This window comes from Halobellus sp. MBLA0158, assembly GCF_041477585.1.
Classification (GTDB): domain Archaea; phylum Halobacteriota; class Halobacteria; order Halobacteriales; family Haloferacaceae; genus Haloquadratum; species Haloquadratum rubicundus.
Map to the genome: position 1 here is coordinate 802,353 of NZ_JBGNYA010000001.1, position 18,782 is coordinate 821,134.

The window sequence follows — 18,782 nt, forward strand, 5'->3', positions numbered from 1 at the left end:
ACCGATGGCCGTCGGACCCGAGACCGCGCGCGGCCAGACCACGATCGACTTCGCGATCGCGATCGGGCTCTTCCTCGTCGTCGTCGCGTTCGTCGTCGCCTTCGTGCCGACGATCTTCGCGCCGTTCCAGAGCGCCGACGGCCCACAGGCGGCCGACCGGGTCGCGACGTCGCTCTCGACGGACCGCCTCGGCGACCCCGCGGAGCCGTACGTCCTGAACGAGACGTGTACGAGCGCGTTCTTCGAGCAGTTGGACGGCGACGCCGACGACGGCGGCGCGCCGACGACGTGCCGGTACGACACCACCGTCGACAACACCTCCGCGATGTTCGCGCTGCCGGACCCGGGCGGCGTCAACGTCTCGGTCCACCGCCTCGACGGCCCGGTGGCGGCCCCGTTCGGCGAGGCGCTCGCCGCCGGCCCCGCGGTCCCCGACAGCGGCACCGTGACGGCCGCGCGGCGGGTCGTCCTGCTCGACGGCGAGACGTACCGGCTCCTCGTGCGGGTGTGGTGACAATGGCGCGCGCACAGGCTCACACGCTGGAGGCGATCGCCGCCGCGATGATCCTGGTCTCCAGTCTCGTCTTTGCGCTCCAGGTGACGGCGGTGACGCCGCTCACGGGCAGCACCTCCAGCCAGCACATCGAGAACCAACAGGCCGCCGTCGCCGAGGGGCTGCTCGCGACGGCCGACGCGAACGACACGCTCCGGCCGACGCTCCTGTACTGGAACGAGTCGGACGAGAACTGGCACGGCGCCACGGACGACGGCTACGTCCAGGGGCCGCCGCCGACGGCGTTCGGCGCGGTCCTCGACGACGCGCTGTCGAACCGGGGCATCGCGTTCGACCTGACGGTATATTACGTGGACGAGGAGGGCGACAGGCGCCGACTGCCGATCGTCGACCTCGGCGAGCCGAGCGACCACGCCTCGACCGCCCGCCGGCTCGTCACCCTCACGGACGACGACCGGCTCCGCGCGGCCGACGGCACTCGCACCGACGACACGCTCGGAAATTCGTCGTACTTCGTCGGCGACGCCGATCCCGAACAGAATCTCTACGCGGTCGTGGAGGTGGAGCTCGTCGTATGGCGGATCTGAGGCGTCTCTCCTCCGTTCGGACGGGCGCGCCGGAAAACGGCGGCGACGGCGGAGCGGACCGCGGCCAGCTCCTCCTGGTGGGAGCGCTCGCGCTCGCGGTGCTCTTCGTCGCGCTCGCGCTCCTCCTGAACACCGCCATCTACACGGGCAACCTCGCGACGCGGGAGGCCGGCGTCGACGGCACCGCCGGGATCGACTACGCCGGGGCGGCCGAGTCGGCCGGCGTCGACGCCGTGCGGTCCGTCAACGAACGGAACGACAGCTCCCACGCGGCGCTGCGGACGGCCCTCGAAGACACGATGCGAGCCTGGGACGACGCCGCCTCGCACCACCGGGCGACCGCGGGCGACCTGGCCGACGTCGACGTCGTCGCCGTCACGAACGGCACGCAGTTCCGACAGAACGACTCCTCGCGGAACTTCACCAGCCACGGGGGCGCCGAGAACTGGACGCTCGTCGCCGACTCCGAGGGCGTCTCCGGCGTCCACTCGATCCGGCTAGCCGTCGACGCGACGCGGCTCACCGACGACCCCGCCGACGTCGTCGCCGCCGACGTCTTCCACGTGAACGTCTCCTCCGACGTCGGGACGCGGAGCCTCTTCCTCTACAACGACTCCGGCACGCCCACGGCCCGGATCGTCGAGCCCGCCGGGACGACGACCTGCGCCGCCGGCTCCGTGACCGACGGCACCGTCGTCGTCAACGTCGCGAACGCCTCCGTCGGCGGCGCGTCGTGTCCGGCGCTCGCCCGCCTCGACGACACCTCCGGGAGCGTCTCCGTCGACTACCGCGACGGCGGTGCGGCCGGCGGGACCTATCGCCTCGTCGTCGACGAGCCGCCGTCGGCGCTCTCGCGCTCGGGCTTCGCCGACGCCGGTTCGGGCCAGCCGTACTGGACCTACGGGCTCTACGCGGCGGAGTTCCGCGTCACCTACCGGACGCCGCAACTGGACTACGCGGCGCGAATCGAGGTGCGGCCGCCGTGATCCGAGAGCCGCGCGGCACCGGTGGGGACGCGGACCGCGCCGTCTCGATCACGGTGAACTACGTCATCGCGCTGGCGATCACGGCCGTCCTGATCTCGGGGCTCCTGATCGGCGCCGGCGGCTACGTCGAGGACCAGCGCGACCGGGTCGTCCGCGAGGAGCTGGACGTCGTCGCCGAGCAGCTCGCGGCCGGGATCGCCGACGCCGACCGGCTCGCGGCGGCCGAGGCCGTCTCCCGCTCGGTCCGGGTCGGCGTCGACCTCCCGCGGCGGGTCGCCCGCGAGTCCTATCGGATCGAGGTCACCGAAATCGCCGCGCCCGGCTCCGAACCGGCGCGACACGACCTGACGCTGCGCGCCGCGCGCTCCGACGTGAGCGTCACGCTTACCCTCACCACCAGCGTAGACCTCACCGAGGGCTCGACCGCCGGCGGCTGGACCGTCGTCCGACTCGACGCGGCGAACGACACGCTCGTCGTGGCGGACGGCGACCGGGAGGGGACGCTGGCGCTCGAACCGATGCGGGGAGTCTAATATGACCGCAGGAACCAGGGGGCAGTCGTCGAACATCGGGCTCGTGCTGCTGCTCGCTTTGACGATCGTGGGCGCGGGCGTCGTCGTCGCCGTCGGCTCGTCGGCGCTCGCCGACGTCCAGAACGAGGCGTCGCTCGACCGGACGGCCAACGCGATGACGCTGCTCGACGCCCGGACCGCGATCGTTGGCCTCGGCGAGGGCTCGGTCCAGACCGTCCGGCTCGGTCGCACCGACGGCGGCCGCTACGTCGCCGACGCCGAGCGCGGGTGGATCCGGGTCACGCACACGAACTACACGGCGAGCGAGACGGAGACCATCTACAACGCCAGCCTCGGGACCGTGGCGTACGAGGACGGCGAGACCACGATCGCCTACCAGGGCGGCGGCGTCTGGCGCGCCCGCGACGGCGGCACGTCGATGGTGTCGCCGCCGGAGTTCCACTACCGCGGCACGACGCTGACGCTTCCCGTCATCCGGATCCGCTCGAACGACGCCGCCGGCGGCACGACGACGGCGACGATCCGGCGCACCCACGAGACGGTCCGGGTCTTCCCGAACGAGACGGACGCGACCGGCGACGGCGTCGGCGCGCCCTACGACGTCGACGACCCCGACGGGTCGACCAGACAGTACGTCAATCCGGTCCGCAACGGCACCGTCTCGGTGACGGTCCACAGCCAGTTCTACGAGGGCTGGGCCGACTACTTCCGGACGCGGACGAGCGGGAACGTCTCCGTCGACGACGACGCCCGCACCGCCACGGTCGTCCTGGAGACGACCCGCGGCGTCGGCACCTTCGACTTCCCGCAGAAGGAAGACAGCATCGCGGTCCGCGGGATCGCCGCGGGCCACGCCGTCACCGACTTCCAGGTGTCGGTGCGGAAGGACGACGGGACGTTCAACAACCTCTATGTCTCCTTCTACATCGAGGAGGGATCGAAGGCCTGGGAGACGCGCGTCGGCGTCCCGAACGGCATCGGTAACAGCTACTGTCCCGGCCAGACGTCCACGGAGTCCGTCCCGATGGATGTCTACTACCACGACGCCGCGACGCCCGAAGGCGTCCACCTCTGGTCGAACGACTCGATCCCCTCGGACTCGGGCCCGGTCCAGCTCGCCTGCGACGGCGACGATATGATCATCCAGGTCGACTTCACGAGCCCCGACCAGCCGCTGACCTACACCGACGGCGACTTCGACGGCGACGACGGCGACGAGACCGCACTCGACTGGGCGGACCGGAACGACTCGTCGGCGCAGGCGCCGAGCCCGACCACCTTCGCCCACCCCGGCGACGACGGCGAGAACACCACCTACTCGTTCGGGGACCGGCAGAACCTCCGGATCCTCACCCGCCACTACTTCGCGACCTTCGACTCGGACTTCAAGCTCGCTGTCAGCCACGGGCCGGGCGACCGCGGCACCTCACAGATCGACGTGAGCGGCTCTGGCGGGACGCTCCGCTACAACACCACCGGCGAGGGCTCCTACATCACCTACCTGCACGTGACCGAAAACAACGTGAGCGTGGCGCTGAACTGAGGGCGGTCCTATCCCTATCGGTCGTGCAGCCCTTCGGTGAGGCTGAGCACGCCGTTGCCGACCTCGACCAGGACCGTCCCGTCGGGCGAGTCGTCGATCAGACAGCGAAGGGTCCGGCTGCGTTCGTCATCGAGCGTCGCCCGGACCTCGTAGGCGCCCGTCGGGAGCGCGTTGATCTCGCTCCTGAGCGCGCCCGGCTCCAGCGCGTACGTCGTCTCGAACGCGACGTCGCCGTCCGGCGCGCGGACTTCGAGGTCGAGTTCGTAGGTCGTCTCGTGGGCGTAGCTCCGGACGTGGACGTCCTCGCTGTTCAGCGTTCGCGGGTCGTCGACGCCGACGTCGCTGTCGATGTCGTCGCTTTCGACCTCATCGGCGACCGCTTCGCGGGAGGGGCTGGGGGCGGCGCCGGCGTCGGTTCGCTCGTCGGTGACGCGTCGCCGCGTCGTCTGCTGCGGGGCCATATTCGAGACGTTGTATTCGACTAACAAATAGCCACCCTAGGGTCAAAGCGCCTTTTGAGTGATCGCTACTCGAAGGCGGTCGTCACCCGCGTCCAGACGACGGTGACCCGCTCGACGTCGCCGACGTCCGAGACGGTACAGGCGATCCGGCCGGACGCGTCGGGCGTCGGCGCCGCGACCTCGTCGCAGGCGAACCCCCGCGACTCGTAGTGCCGCGCCCAGGCGTCGGTGTAGGGCGTCGTCACGTTCACGCGGACCATATCGTAGCTCGCCGAGTCCTCGTCGTAGAACACCCGCGACCTGTCCGCGAGCATCCGGATCCGGACGGTGTCGGAGCCGCCGACGGCCGGCGTACCGACGTGTTCCTGCTTGATCAGCCGCAACAGCACCCGGTCGTCGGCGACGACGAGCGGCGGCCCCCGGACGACCGTCGCGCCGCCCCGCTCGCTGTCGCGGATGACCGCGCCGTTTGCGAAGCGGATCTCGCCGCCCGTCTCGACATCGTAGACGAGCGCGGCGGTCGCGTACGACCACGACTCCGCCGGACCGCTCGCCGGGTCGACCGTCACGTTCACCGCGACGCCGTCGGTCGAGCGGAGGGTCGCGTCCGCGAGCCTCACCTCCGTCCCCCGGCTCGGCGCGCCTTCCAGGAGGTCGCCGAGGTTGTCCGCGAGGACGTCGAACGCCCGCTGGGCGTTCTCGACCCGCTCGGCGTCGCGGGTGGATTCGAGCTCGGAGACCCCGAGTGCGTAGACCGTGCCGACCGAGGCGACGACGAGCGCGAAGACGAGGACGAAGCTGATCGTCTCGCTGACCGCGCGGTCGCGGCTGTCTCCCCCCGCTTTCCTCCCGCCCCCGCGTCCCATACCCGAAGCTATCACGGTCGCGGAGTTAAGTGTGCTGTCGGCGACTCCTCCGCGTTGCCGGACGTTTATACGCGATGACGGACCCACGACCCCCGTGATCTGACGACGGCCTCGCGTCGGACCGCGGGTGTTCGGCATCCCGACGCGAGGAACGGTGGACCGTGCCGACTGTTCGCACTCGGCTCCCGGAGAGCGTCGCGAACGCGAAAAAAACGCGGGCGATTCGGAGTCGGGCGACCCCGTCAGTCGTCGCTGGTCTGGGCCGCCGCCGCGCCGTCGTCTTCGGCCGCCGCCGTGGCCGCCGGCGGCAGTTCCTTGCGGACGTCGTCGCGGGCGCGCTCTTCGATGACCTCCGCGTACGCGTCGGGCATCACCTTCACGAAGTCGGAGACGACCTCGCTCCAGTCGTCGAGCATCCACTGCGCGCGGTCGCTGTCGGTGTAGTCCGCGTGGTTCTCGACGAGCCGGCGGAGCATCCGCAGGTCGGAGTCGTCGAGGTCCTCCGACAGCGAGACCATTCCCGTGTTGGTCTTGCCGGCGAACTCGTCGTCGGGGTCGTAGACGTAGGCGACGCCGCCCGACATCCCAGCCGCGAAGTTGCGCCCGGTGTCGCCGAGCACCGCGACCACGCCGCCGGTCATGTACTCACAGCCGTGGTCGCCGACGCCCTCGACGACGGCCTTCACGCCGGAGTTGCGGACGGCGAAGCGCTCGCCGGCGACGCCGTTGACGTAGAGTTCGCCCTGGGTCGCGCCGTAGAGGGCGACGTTGCCGACGAGGACGTTCTCGTCGGCCTCGTAGGCGGCCGTCTCGGGCGTCTTGACGATGAGCTTCCCGCCGGAGAGGCCCTTGCCGATGTAGTCGTTGGCCGCGCCGGTGAGATCCATCGTCACGCCGTCGGCGAGGAACGCGCCGAACGACTGGCCGGCGACGCCGTCGAAGGTACACCGGATGGTGTCGTCCGGCAGGCCGTCGCCGCCGTACTTCGTGCTGATCTGGTTCGACAGCATCGCGCCGACCGCGCGGTCGACGTTCGAGATCTCCGATTCGATCGCGACCGGCTCGCCCGACTCGATGGCGGGCTGGGCCCGCTCGATCAGCTCGTGGTCGAGCTGGGCCTCGACGCCCGCGTGGATCTGCTCTTCGGTCTTCCGCCGCGAGTCGCCGGCGGGCTCGGCGATGACCTCCGAGAGGTCGAGGTGTCTCGCCTTCTCGTGGTCGGTCTCGCGCTGGGTCAGGAGCGACGGTCGCCCGATCATCTCGTCGAGCGAGGTGAAGCCCAGTTCGGCCATGATCTCGCGCAGTTCCTGCGCGATGAACGTCATGTAGTTGATGACGTGGTCGGGCTGGCCGGGGAAGCGGTTCCGGAGGTTCTCCCGCTGGGTGGCGACGCCGACCGGGCAGGTGTTCTCGTGGCACTGCCGGGCCATCACACAGCCCGAGGTGACGAGCGAGGCCGTCCCGAAGACGTACTCCTCGCCGCCCAGGAGGGCCGCGACCGCGACGTCGCGGCCGGTCTTCATCCCGCCGTCGACGGTGACGCGGATCCGCGAGCGTAGGCCGGTCGCCCGGAGCATCTGGTTGGCCTCCGAGAGGCCGAGCTCCCACGGCAGGCCGGCGTTCTTGATCGACGTCTTCGGCGACGCGCCGGTCCCGCCGTCGTGGCCCGAGATGTGGACCACGTCGGCGTTGGCCTTCGCGACGCCGGCGGCGATGGTGCCGATGCCGGCCTCCGAGACCAGCTTCACGTTGATGTCGGCGTCGGGGTTGGCCGCCTTGAGGTCGTGGATCAGCTGCTTGAGGTCCTCGATCGAGTAGATGTCGTGGAGCGGCGGCGGCGAGATCAGGCCCACGCCCGGCGTCGCAAAGCGGACGTGCGCGATCATCTCGTTCACCTTCTTGCCGGGCAGGTGGCCGCCCTCGCCGGGCTTCGAGCCCTGCGCCATCTTGATCTGGAGCTCCTCGGCGTTCGAGAGATACTCCGAGGTGACGCCGAAGCGGCCGGAGGCGACCTGCTTGACGTTGCACTCCTTTTCGGTGTTGAACCGCTCGGGCGGCTCGCCGCCCTCGCCGGAGTTGGACTTCCCGCCGAGGCGGTTCATCGCGATGGAGTTGTTCTCGTGGGCCTCCGGCGAGAGGCTCCCGAGCGACATCGCCGCCGTCGAGAAGCGCTGGACGATCTCCTCGACCGGCTCGACCTCCTCGATCGGGACCGGGTCGCGGTCGGAGTCGAACTCCAGGAGGCCGCGGAGCGTCTGGAGCTCCTCGGACTGGTCGTTGATGAGCTGGGCGAACTCCTGGTACTTCTCGTAGTCGCCCGAGCGGACCGCCTGCTGGAGCGTGCCGACGGTCTGGGGGTTCCACTGGTGGTGGATCCCGTCGGAGCGGTGCTCGTACTCGCCCTGGCGTTCGAGCTCGGGGTCGGCGCCGTAGGCGACGGCGTGCCGCGTCAGGGTGTCCTCTTCGATGACGTCGATGCCGATGCCCTCGGTGCGGATCTCAGTGCCCTCGAAGTACTCGGCGACGAACTCCGAATCGAGGCCGACCGCCTCGAAGATCTGCGCGCCCTGGTAGGACTCGACCGTCGAGATGCCCATCTTGGCCATCGTCTTCAGGAGGCCGTCTTCGAGCGCCTTCTTGTAGGCCGCGATCGCCTCGCTCTCGTCGGCGCCGTCGGGGCCGGCGACGATGTCGCCGATCGTCTGGTAGGCGAGGTAGGGGTTGACCGCGTCCGCGCCGTAGCCGACGAGCGTCGCGAGGTGGTGGACCTCCCGCGGGTCGCCCGACTCGACGACGAGGCCGGCGTGGTTGCGCAGGCCGTTCCGGACGAGGCTGTGGTGGACCGCCCCGGTCACCAGCAGGCTCGGGATCGCCACCCGCTCGGGGCCGAGGTCGCGATCGGAGAGCACGACCACGTCGGCGCCGTCCTCGATGGCTTCCGCGGCGTCCTCGCGGACCGCCTCGACGGCCGCTTCGAGGTCCTCGCCCTTCTCGTAGGTGATGTCGACGATCGTCGACTCCATCGCGTCGTCGTCGGCGTCGCCGAGCGACTTGATCCCCGCCGTCTGTGCGTCGGTCAGGACGGGCGAGTCGAGGACGAGCTGCCGGGCGTGTTCGGGGGTCTCATCGAGGAGGTTCTGCTGGGCGCCTAGCCGCGACTCCAGGGACGTGACCAGCTCCTCGCGGATGTAGTCAAGCGGCGGGTTCGTCACCTGGGCGAACAGCTGCTTGAAGTACGTGAAGAGCGGTCGGTTGAAGTCCGAAAGCACCGACAGCGGCGTGTCGTCGCCCATCGAGCCGACGGGGTCCTTGCCGTCTTTCGCCATCGGCTCGATCAGGTGATCGAGCTGGTCGTGGGTGTAGCCGAACGCCGCCTGCTGCGAGCGGAGGTGTTCGACCTCGCCGCGCGGCTCGTAGTCGTCCTCGTCGACGAGCTCGTCGAGTTGGCGCTGCTCCTCGTCGACCCACTCGCCGTACTTCTCGTCGGTCAGCGACTCGAAGACCTCCTCGTCGGGGATGACGCGCCCCTCGTCGGGGTCGGCGACGAACAGCTGGCCGGGCTGGAGCCGGCCGCGCTCTTTGATCTCGCTGGGGTCGGTGTCGAGGGCGCCGACCTCGCTGGCCATCACGAGCGTGTTGTCGGTCGTGACGTCGTACCGGCAGGGCCGGAGCCCGTTCCGGTCGAGGACGGCCGCGACGCGGTCGCCGTCGGTCGCGGCGACGAGCGCGGGGCCGTCCCACGGCTCGATCAGGGAGGCGTGGTAGTCGTACCAGTCGCGGCGCTCCTCGTCCATCCGGTCGTCGTTGCGGTACGCTTCCGGAATCAGCATCCGCAGGACGTGCGGGAGCTCGCGGCCGCTCTGGAGGAGGAGTTCGACCGCGTTGTCGACCGAGGCCGTGTCCGACTGATCGGGGTCGTTGATGACGGGCTTGAGCGTCTCCAGGTCCTCGCCGAAGTCCGGGTGTTCGAGGTCCGTCTCGCGGCTCCGCATCCAGTTGATGTTGCCCTGGATGGTGTTGATCTCGCCGTTGTGGATGATGTGTCGGTAGGGGTGTGCGAGGTGCCACGCGCCGAGGGTGTTCGTCGAGAAGCGCGCGTGGACGAGCGTCAGCGTCGTCTTGAGCCGCTCGTCGGCGAGGTCGAGGAAGTAGTCGGCGAGCTGGTCGCCCTTGAGCAGGCCCTTGTAGACGACCGTCTTCCGGGAGAGCGAGCAGATGTAGAAGCGCGCCGCGCCCGCGGAGTCGAGCTCTTCGACCTCGTTCTCGACGGCGCGCCGCGCGACGTACAGCGCGCGGTCGAACTCGTCGGCGTCGAGGTCGCCGTCGGGGACGACGAACGCCTGCCAGATGTCCGGCTCGGATTCGAGCGCGGTCGCGCCCAGGTCGCTGTTGTCGGTCGGGACGTCGCGCCAGTGGCGGACGGCCAGCCCGTGCTCGGCGAGGATGCGCTCGAAGATGGCGATGAGCCCCTCGCGGGCGGCGTCGTCCTGGGGCATAAAGATCGAGCCGACGGCGTACTCCTCGGGGAGGTCGGCGTCGACGACGGCCTCGAAGAATTCGTCGGGCCGCTGGATCATAATCCCGGCGCCGTCTCCCGTGTTCTCCTCCGCACCGGTGGTGCCTCGGTGCTGGAGGTTCTCCAGGAGTTCTACCCCGTCGGCGATGGTCTCGTGCGATCGGCCGCCGTCGAGATCGATTACGGCGCCGACGCCGCAGTTCGACCGCTCGTCCGTCGGATCCGCGAGCCCGACGGACTCGCCAGTCGTGTGGTTGTGTGGCTTGGTCATAGGCCCCCTTTGAACTACCCCCTAAAGGACCTTCTCCTGTAAGCATAATGGTTCACTAACCACATATAAGGACATATCAGCAATACAAATCTGATCGGGGTTCGATTCGACGTTCGACGAACTGCCGTCGTGTCGACGGGCGTCAGCGCGGGTCGGTACCGGCGACGCCGGTGAACTCGAAGCGCGCGCCGCTGTCCCACTCTACGATGTCGACGCTCCAGCCGTGGGCGTCCGCGATCTCGCGGACGACCGCGAGGCCGATCCCCGTGCCCTCGTCGGCGGTCGAGTACCCGCGGTCGAACACCCGCGACGGGTCCGCGACCGCGATCCCCGGGCCGTCGTCTTCGATCGCGAACCCGTCGGCGAGGGGCTCCACGCGGACCGTCTCGCCGCCGTGTTCGATCGCGTTCACCAACACGTTCTCCAACAGCTGTCGGAGCCGGTCTTCGTCCGCTTCGATCCACCCCAGCTCTCCGATTTCGAGGGACGTCCGGTGGCTCGGTCCGCCGATGACCTCCCAGGCGTCCTCGATCGCCTCCGCGAGATCGATCCGGTCCGTGCTCCCGATGTCTTTGCCCTCGCGGGCCAGCCACAGCACGTCGCCGATGATCCGCTCCATCCGGTCGAGGCTCCGCTCGACCTGCTCGAAGTACGCGTCGTCGCCGGTCTCGCGGGCGAGCTCGACGTACCCTTGGGCGGTCGCCAGCGGATTCCGGAGGTCGTGGCTGACGGTGCTCGCGAACACCTCCAGCTGCTCGTTTTTCCGCTCGATCGCCCGCTTTTGCTCCTCGTGTTCGGAGATGTTGCGGGTGATCACGAGGAAGCGATCCTCGCCCTGGATGTCGAGCCGGCGGACGTGAACCTCCGCGGGGAAGGTCGAGCCGTCGACCCGCTTGAACTCGGTCTCGACGCTGAGCCGCTCGTCGAGGTCGAGCCCCCTGATCGTCTCCTTCAGCGTGTCGGGGTCGAGGTTCGTGTCGACCTCCCAGACCTTCTTGCCGACGAGTTCCTCCTTCGAGGCGCCCATCTCCTCGCAGAACCGACGGTTCACGTCGAGGATCGTCCCCTCGGCGTCGTGCATATCGATCATGTCCGGCGACTCTTCGAGGAGCGCCTCCAGCCGAGCGGTCTTCCGGCGGAGCTGGCGCTCGCGCTCCTGCTGTTCGGTGATGTCCCTGATCGTACAGACGATATCGCCCTGTTCGGTCTTCGAAAGCGAGTGCGACTCGACGAAGGTGCTCCCGTCGGCCCGGAGCCCGACCGTCTTCCCCTGCCAGGAGCCTTCCTCGTACACCGTCGGGAGGACGTCGTTTTCGATCCACTCGATGTCCTCATCGCGGTAGATCAGCTCCCAGCGCTCGCCGACCATCTCCTCGGGGTCGTACCCGTAGAGGTCGGCGTACGCCTCGTTCACGTAGACGAACTCCTCGTTCTCGTCGAGGATGCTGATGCCTTCCCTGGCGGTCTCGATCGCGCTGAGGTGTCGCTGCCGCTCCCGTTGCGCGCGGGCCCGCTCGACGCTGTTCCGGATCCGGTTCGCCAGCAGTTCGTACTGCTCGGTGCCCGGGCTCTTCTGGAGGTAATCGGAGACGCCCGCCGAAATCGCGTCGCTCGCGACCTCCTCGGAGCCCTTCCCGGTGAACAGAATGAACGGGAGATCCGAGTGGGTCTCCCTGACCGCTTCCAGGAACTCGATCCCGTCGCGTCCCGGCATCTCGTAGTCGCTGACGACGCAGTCGACCTCGGCGTCGACCGACCGCAGCCGTTCGAGCCCCGCTTCGGCCGACGTCACGGTCTCGACCTCGAAACGCGGGTCCACCCGTTCGAGAAAGTCCGCGGTCAGATCGCCGATGCTCGGTTCGTCATCGACGTGGAGGACCCGGATCGAGTCTGCCATCGAGCGAGTAACGCCTGCAAGCGAATATAAGATTTTGGTCCTGAAGTGACAACAGAATGTCGGAGATGAGATTTGAGCGACGTGTTTTCGGACGGTTCGGTTCGGAGGTGATACGCCAGCCGGGAATCCCGCGAGCGAACGGAGTGAGCGAGGGGGATGTCGGCCGGCAGATAATCGGAGAGAGTGCGCCGGCCGGGATTGTGAACCACGGTCGCTCTGCTCGCTGCGCTCGCGTCGCTCCCTGATTCAAATCCCTGCGGGGCGATTTCGCTGCTCACTTCGTTCACAGCAGAAATGCGCCGGCTGGGAATCTCCCGAGCGAACGGAGTGAGCGAGGGGGATGTCGGCCGGCAAACGACCGAAGGGAGTGCACCGGCCGGGATTGTGAACCACGTCGAGACGTTCCTGCTCGCTCACTTCGTTCGCTGCGCGGGCTGCGACTCGCCTGGCTCAAATCCCTGCGGGGCGATTTTCGTCCTCGCTGTCACTCGGACAGAAAATGCGCCGGCCGGGATTTGAACCCGGGCCATGAGCTTGGAAGGCTCAGGTCCTACCACTAGACCACCGGCGCGCACCCGACTCTTTCCGGTCCCCGAATAAGGGTGTTACCCTTTCGGTCGGCCCGGATCAGTCGTCGTCTGCGGGCTCGGCGTCCGGGACGTCGAGCGGCGGCGCGCGGGCCTCCTCGAACGCCTCGGCGGCGCCGCGGATCCGCTCGCTCACGTTCGGCACGTCGTCGGCGCCGACGGGGCCGTGCTCGCGGATCTCGTCGAGGTCGCGCGGGAACGCCCGGAGCCCGTAGTGGATGTCGATGCCGGCCTTCGCGCCCTCGCCCATCGCCACGGGGACCTGATTGTGCCCGGGCGTGATGTCGCCAACGGCGTAGACCCCGTCGACGCTCGTCTCCATCCCCTCGTCGACGGCGACCGTCCCGTCGTCGTTCAGGTCACAGCCCAGTTGCTCGGGGAGGTCGGTGTTGTAGTTCGAGCCGTACATCGGGAAGCCGCCGCGGTACCGGCGGACCGTCCCGTCGTCGAACTCGAAGGCCTCCAGCCAGCCGTCGTCGCTCTTCTGCATCCCGGTGATCTCGGCGTCGACGATCTCGATCGGGTGGGCGCGGAGTTGCTCGTCGGTCTCGTCGCTCCACTCGGGGTCTTCGCCGCGGAGGAGCAGGTCCACGTCGTCGGTGAAGTTGAGCATAATCATCGCGACGTGGGCCGCGGCCTCGCCGGTGCCCATCACGTAGACCGGCCGGTCGATGAACATATACGCATCACAGTGGAGGCAGTAGTGCAGCCCCTTGCCGGTGCGCGGGACGGGCGGGTCGGGGCGCTCGTCGTTGAAGCCGACCGCGAGGACGACCCGGTCGGCCAGGAACTCGGCGTCGTTGCCGACGAGTCGGAAGCGGCCGTCGTCGGTCCGCTCGATCTCGGTGACGAAGTCGCGGACGACGTCGCCGCCGTAGGACTGCACCTGCTCTTTGGCGGTCTGGAGGAACTCGTTGCCCGAGGTCTCCTCGGGGACGCCGATCACGTTGTGCGTGTCGAGCATCATCGCCGCGCGGCCCCCGCCGCGGTCGACGACCGCCGTATCGTGGCCCAGTCGAGTCGTGTACAGCGCGGTCTGTACCCCCGCGGGGCCGCCGCCGACGACCACCACTTCGTAGTCGCGCCCCTCGGTCTCGGATCCGTCCTCGGTGTCACTCATTGTCTCCGAGTAGCGGTCGCGCCGACTTAAACGCAGAGTTCGCGTGCGTTGCGATCGCCCGCCCGCCAGGGCTTCACACACCAGATCCGTCGCCGCCCCGCTCGGGCGTCACGACGGCGTAGCAGTTCCCGCTGGAGACGACGCTGTCGACCGTCCGGAGGTCGCTCGCGGCCAGGTCCGCGTCGAACTCCGCGGAGTCATAGATGTGGTAGAACCGGGGCACGGTCTCGCCGCCGGGCAGCGTCCAGTCGACGGTCGTGTCGAACCCCGACGCGGCGTCGAAGCGGTCGTGGGCGGTCGACCAGACGCTGACGAGCGCGCGGCCGCCCGGCCGCAACACCCGTGCCAACTCCGAGAGGCTCGCGACCCGGCGCTCGCGCGGCCGGAGGTGGTGGAGCGTCGCGACGTAGACCGCGACGTCGACGCGGTCCCCACGAAGCGGCAGCGACGCCGCGTCGCCCTGCACGAGGCGGGCGTCGAACCCCCGGTCGAGCGCTCGCCGCCGGGCGGTCCGCAGGAGCCCGGCGCTGGCGTCGACCGCGAGGACGCGCTCTGTGACGTCCGCCAGGAGTTCGGCGTGGCGGCCGTTACCGCAGCCGAGATCGAGGCCGACGCGCTCGGCCCGGTCGTCGGCCCCGATGCCACTTCCGCCGATCGACTCCGCGCCGCGACCGCGGAGCGCCGGTCGGGCGCCGTCCGCGAGCGTCGCCGCGTCGTCGTCGAGATCGGCCCCCCCGCCCGGTTCCCGTCCGAGGAACGCCGCGACCTCCGGCCACGGGTACTCCCGCGTCGACGCGAAGTGGTCGGCGATGCGGTCGTAGGTCTCCCTGACCGATTCGGTGTCCCGTCCCGGTTCGGCCTCGGAGTCACCGCCGCTCGACGACCGCTCGTCGTCCATACCTCGGCCAGTCGGCGGCGATACAAAGCCGCAGCGGTCGCCGGCGGCGAGGTGGGGGCCTCGCGCGTCACAGGACCGCGAACACGACGTACGCGACCGTCAGCAGGAAGCTCGCGTGCTTCAGGCCGTCCATCACGCTCCCCTCACCGAGCTGCCCGGCGACGAGCCCCGAGCAGAGCCCCTGGATCGCCGCCGTGTGGAAGAACAGCAGTTCGTAGGCGTCGGTGTCGACGTCCTGCAGGCCGCCGAAGATCCCGGTGTCGACGCCGGCGATGTCGCCCGCTGCCCCGCCCGCGGACTGGCTCGCGGCCTCGATCGCGGGGATGAACGAGACCGTCAGCGCGACGACGATCCCGAGGAAGACGAAAAAGGAGACGTAGATCACGACGAGGTAGGTCAGCATCTCCTGGCGGCGCTCACGGCGGAGCCGACGCGCCTCCTGGGCCTCGTCGGCCGCGATGTGGAGCACCGGGCTGATGTCGCCGCTCGCGGCCATCGCGTTCCGGATGAGCGTGACCGCCCGCGACACCGATGGCGCGCCCGTCCGCCGCTCCATTCTGGCGAGCGCCGCGTCGACGTTCGATCCCCACCGGATGTCCCGCCAGACGCGCGCGACCTCGTCGCCGAGTCGTCCGAGGTCGGCGTCCGACAGGCGCTTCAGGCAGCCGACGACGGTGACGCCCGCCTCGTTGATGCTCGCCATCCGGTCGAGGAAGTCCGGCGTGTCGGCCTCGATCGCGCTGATGCGGCGCTTTTGGATCTCGTGGGCCAGCGCGATCCCCGCGAGCGCGAGGATCGTCATCTGCACGACCGGCCCGTCGATCGCCGTCGCGAGCGTCAGGACCGCGTCCGCGGGATCCGTCGCCCCCGACTGGAACGCGGCGACCGCCTCGCGGACCGCCCCGTCGATCGACAGCGCGAGCGCGACGAGCCCGACCGGCACGGTCACGAAGAGCGAGTACACCGGCGACTCCAGCACCGTCCCGACGGGGTTCGAGAGCGTCCGCCGCAGGGCGCCGATCCGGTCGTAGACGGCCAGCCGCTCCCAGTTCGCCCGCGCCGCGGCGTCCGCCCCGACGTCGGTCCCGCCGTCGCCGCGGCGCGCCCCCTCGCCGACCGCCTCCCAGCGACCCGCTCCCCGCTCCGTCGGGGAGCCCGAGGCGATGGCCTGCGCCGTCGCGTCCTCGCTCCCGCGGGTCGGGACCGTCAGGCTCTCTGTCATGCTGTCGACGTACACGACGAAGCCGAAGGTCAAGAGCGGGATCGCGACGTAGCTCACGATCCGGACCAGCGTGAGCGTGTTCTGGATGACGAGGCCGATCACCACGAGCACGGTGAGGAAGAACAGCGGCCCGGCGACGAGCACCGTGACGTACACCTCCGCGAACGTCGAGAGCAGTTCGAGGTACTGCCGCTGTTGGGCCTCTGCTTCCTCCTGGAACCGCTCGTACTGGTCCCGGAGGAAGTCCGGGACGCTCTGGCCCGAGGAGAGCACGCTCGCGAGGTTCTCTGTGAACTCCGCGAGGCCGTCGCTCGGGGTCCGCTCGGCGGTGTCCTGCAGCGCCGTCAGGATGTCCGTCCCGAAGGCGTCGATGTCGCGGACGGTGACCGCCAGCTCCCGCGCGGACTCGCCGTAGACCTCTTGGTTCCGCGCCAGCGTCCGCAGCACCGCCTGGAACGGCATCCCCGACCGCGAGAGCGCGTAGACGAACGCGACCGTCCCCGGAAGCGACGTGTCGATCTCGATCGCCCGGGCCCGCGCCCGCTGGTCGAGGTACGCCCACCGGCCCCAGTACGCCAGCGCCGCGAGGCCCGTCCCGACGGTGGCGCTGGCGACCAGAAAGAGCGCGAACAGCTGGAGGAACGAGAGGTCCGGGACGCTGGCGATCGCCCCGAGGAAGGCGAGCGGCTCCGGGAGCGCCGCCCGGAGCGCCTCGGGCTCGATCGCCAGCGACCGGAGGACGACCGCGGCGAGGTAGACGCCGTAGACGCTCCCCGCGACCCCCGCGACCCCGGAGATGAAGAGCGTCTGGGCGGCGAACACCCGGTGGCTCTCGCCGACGAACGCGGCCCGCATCCGCGCGGTCTGCTCGCGGCGACGCGGGCTCCGCTCGACGTACTGACCGAAAATCGGCAGCGAGAGCCGGGTGACGAGCAGGCGCGCCCGGGGGCTCACGGGCACGAGCGCGACCGGCAGCGCGAGCAGGGTCACCGCGACGAGCGGCCCGTAGCCCAACAGCAGTTCAATTACCGCCATCGGTCTCGATCTCCCCGGCGTCGGTCCGTTCGGTGCCGGTGTCATCGTCGACTTCCGCCCCGACGCTGGCGGTGACGTCGCCGACGTCGCCGTCGCCGGCCTCGCTGTCGTCGTGGAGGCCCTCCAGCCGCTCCATCACGCGCTCGGGGTTCGCGTAGTACTCGTTGACGAGCGCGGTGAACTCCCGGTAGTCGGTGACGCCGAGGTCGACGAGCAGGCGCAGGAACCGCTTGCGGCGGTTCATCTCCCGCTTGCGCTCGGTCCGGCTCCAGCCGCGCTCGCTTTGGATCTCCGAGAGGAGGTTCGAGTCCGACTCCCGGAAGCTGTCGGTGTCGGGCTCCCAGCTGAACGCCTTCGCGTAGTCGAGTTCGCCCGTCCGCTGGTCGATCTCGCCGATCTCGCCGATCGACTTCGACCGCCGCACGCGCTCGCCCTCGACCCGCGTGAGCGTCTGGACGCACAGGAGATCGAGCGACTGGACCATCGCCCGCGGGACGTTGATCGGCTCGTTCTCCAGGCGATTGATCACCGTCTCGATGCTGTCGGCGTGCATCGTCGAGAACGTGGTGTGGCCGGTGTTCATCGCCTGGAACAGCGTCACCGCCTCCTCGCCCCGCACCTCGCCGACGATGATGAACTCCGGGCGGTGGCGCAGCGCCGACCGCAGCAGGTCGTACATCCCGATGTCGGACCCCTCGTGGAGGCGCTCGCGGGTCACGGACGCCAGCCAGTTGTCGTGGTACAGCGACAGCTCGCGGGTGTCCTCGATGGTCAGCACCTTCGCCCGCGGCGGGACGAACATCGAGACGGCGTTCATCGAGGTGGTCTTCCCCGAGGCCGTGCCGCCGGCGAAGATCAGGCTCTTGTTGCTCTCGATGCAGAGCCAGAGGTACGCCATCTGGTCGACCGAGAACGTCCCGAAGTCGATGAGATCCACGGGGGTAAACGGCTCGTCGGCGTACTTCCGGATCGTGAAGGCCGACCCGCGGGGGGTCACCTCCTCGCCCAGCGCGAGTTCGACCCGCGAGCCGTCCGGCAGGGTCGTCCCGACGACGGGATCGCCGACGCTGATGTGGCGGCCCGACTCCTGGGCGAGCCGGATCACGAAGTCGTCGAGGTCGTCGGCGCCGAAGACAACGTTCGTCTCGATGTCTGTGTACTCGTCGTGATAGACGAAGATCGGCAGGTCGTAGCCGTCGCAGGAGACGTCCTCGATGTGGGGGTCGTGCATCAGCGGATCGATGCGCCCGAACCCCCGGAAGTCGCGGCTGAGGTAGTACAGGAGGGCGTGGAACGTGCGCATCGAGACGTCGACGCCGTACTGTTCGAGCAGCGTCTGCAGCTCCGCGCGGAGCGTCGACTCAGCGGTCGGTTCGTTCCCGCCGCGGTAGAGGAGCGGGTCGCGGATGTCGACGCGGGCCCGCGAGAGCAGTTCGGCCTCGAAGTCGTTGAGGTCGGGCTCGACCGCGTAGTAGTAGTGCTCGCTGTTCGCGTCGTCGTGGGTGATCGCGACGTAGGCGTACGGCGCGTTCACCCAGTAGCGGTCGACGACCTCCTCTCCCGCGGGGGGCTCGAACGACGCGAAGACGCCGTCGTCGGGGCGGTACGGGCGCACGTCCAGTGACGAACCCCGCAAGACGTCGATGAGCCGCTCGATTCGCCGCTGGAGCCCGTCGAGCGCCCCGCCGCCGGAGGCGTCGTCGGTGAAGCGCTCCCCGGCCATTTCCGACGACGCCTCCGCCGCCG

13 protein-coding genes and 1 tRNA gene are annotated in these 18,782 nt (G+C 69.5%); 5 read left to right on the forward strand and 9 right to left on the reverse strand.

The window, feature by feature from the left end:
* Positions 1–4 precede the first annotated feature (4 nt).
* From OS889_RS04090 to OS889_RS04110, 5 genes are read left to right on the forward strand one after another with little or no spacing between them, the layout of a single operon-like run.
* Positions 5–514: a DUF7287 family protein gene (locus tag OS889_RS04090; RefSeq protein WP_372387540.1), complete on the forward strand. Its 510-nt coding sequence runs from the start codon at positions 5–7 to the stop codon at positions 512–514.
* A complete protein-coding gene (locus tag OS889_RS04095; RefSeq protein WP_372387542.1) occupies positions 508–1,101 on the forward strand; it encodes a DUF7288 family protein in 594 nt (197 codons plus the stop codon). Before OS889_RS04090 ends, OS889_RS04095 begins: the two co-directional genes overlap by 7 nt.
* Positions 1,089–2,087, forward strand: coding sequence for a DUF7261 family protein (locus OS889_RS04100; protein ID WP_372387544.1), 999 nt, complete (start codon positions 1,089–1,091; stop codon positions 2,085–2,087). The genes OS889_RS04095 and OS889_RS04100 overlap by 13 nt, the downstream gene beginning before the upstream one ends.
* Positions 2,084–2,620, forward strand: coding sequence for a DUF7266 family protein (locus tag OS889_RS04105; RefSeq protein WP_372387545.1), 537 nt, complete (start codon positions 2,084–2,086; stop codon positions 2,618–2,620). Before OS889_RS04100 ends, OS889_RS04105 begins: the two co-directional genes overlap by 4 nt.
* Before the next feature lies 1 nt (position 2,621).
* Positions 2,622–4,163 (forward strand): DUF7289 family protein, encoded by a 1,542-nt coding sequence (locus OS889_RS04110; protein ID WP_372387546.1) that lies wholly within the window; start codon positions 2,622–2,624, stop codon positions 4,161–4,163.
* 14 nt (positions 4,164–4,177) lie between these two features.
* Here the strand turns inward: OS889_RS04110 and OS889_RS04115 are convergent, their stop codons facing one another.
* From OS889_RS04115 to OS889_RS04155, 9 genes are all read right to left on the reverse strand, one after another.
* Positions 4,178–4,624 carry an Ig-like domain-containing protein gene (locus OS889_RS04115; RefSeq protein ID WP_372387548.1) on the reverse strand — a complete coding sequence of 149 codons (447 nt, stop codon included), beginning with the start codon at positions 4,622–4,624 and terminating at the stop codon, positions 4,178–4,180.
* A 65-nt stretch (positions 4,625–4,689) separates the two neighbouring features.
* The gene (locus OS889_RS04120; RefSeq protein WP_372387550.1) at positions 4,690–5,490 is read right to left on the reverse strand and encodes a DUF7289 family protein; all 801 of its coding nucleotides are present in this window, start codon (positions 5,488–5,490) and stop codon (positions 4,690–4,692) included.
* A 242-nt stretch (positions 5,491–5,732) separates the two neighbouring features.
* Positions 5,733–10,277, reverse strand: coding sequence for a glutamate synthase large subunit (gene gltB / locus OS889_RS04125; protein ID WP_372387553.1), 4,545 nt, complete (start codon positions 10,275–10,277; stop codon positions 5,733–5,735).
* A gap of 142 nt (positions 10,278–10,419) precedes the next feature.
* Positions 10,420–12,174, reverse strand: a complete 1,755-nt coding sequence (locus OS889_RS04130; RefSeq protein ID WP_372387555.1) for a PAS domain S-box protein — start codon at positions 12,172–12,174, stop codon at positions 10,420–10,422.
* Positions 12,175–12,674: 500 nt separating this feature from the next.
* Positions 12,675–12,745, reverse strand: a tRNA-Gly gene (locus OS889_RS04135).
* A gap of 56 nt (positions 12,746–12,801) precedes the next feature.
* Positions 12,802–13,881 (reverse strand): NAD(P)/FAD-dependent oxidoreductase, encoded by a 1,080-nt coding sequence (locus OS889_RS04140; RefSeq protein WP_372387557.1) that lies wholly within the window; start codon positions 13,879–13,881, stop codon positions 12,802–12,804.
* 73 nt (positions 13,882–13,954) lie between these two features.
* Complete coding sequence (locus tag OS889_RS04145) at positions 13,955–14,779, reverse strand: class I SAM-dependent methyltransferase (protein ID WP_372387559.1); 825 nt, start codon at positions 14,777–14,779, stop codon at positions 13,955–13,957.
* A 67-nt stretch (positions 14,780–14,846) separates the two neighbouring features.
* Positions 14,847–17,036 carry a type II secretion system F family protein gene (locus OS889_RS04150; protein WP_372387561.1) on the reverse strand — a complete coding sequence of 730 codons (2,190 nt, stop codon included), beginning with the start codon at positions 17,034–17,036 and terminating at the stop codon, positions 14,847–14,849.
* Complete coding sequence (locus OS889_RS04155) at positions 17,023–18,759, reverse strand: type II/IV secretion system ATPase subunit (RefSeq protein ID WP_372391532.1); 1,737 nt, start codon at positions 18,757–18,759, stop codon at positions 17,023–17,025. Before OS889_RS04155 ends, OS889_RS04150 begins: the two co-directional genes overlap by 14 nt.
* Positions 18,760–18,782: the final 23 nt, after the last annotated feature.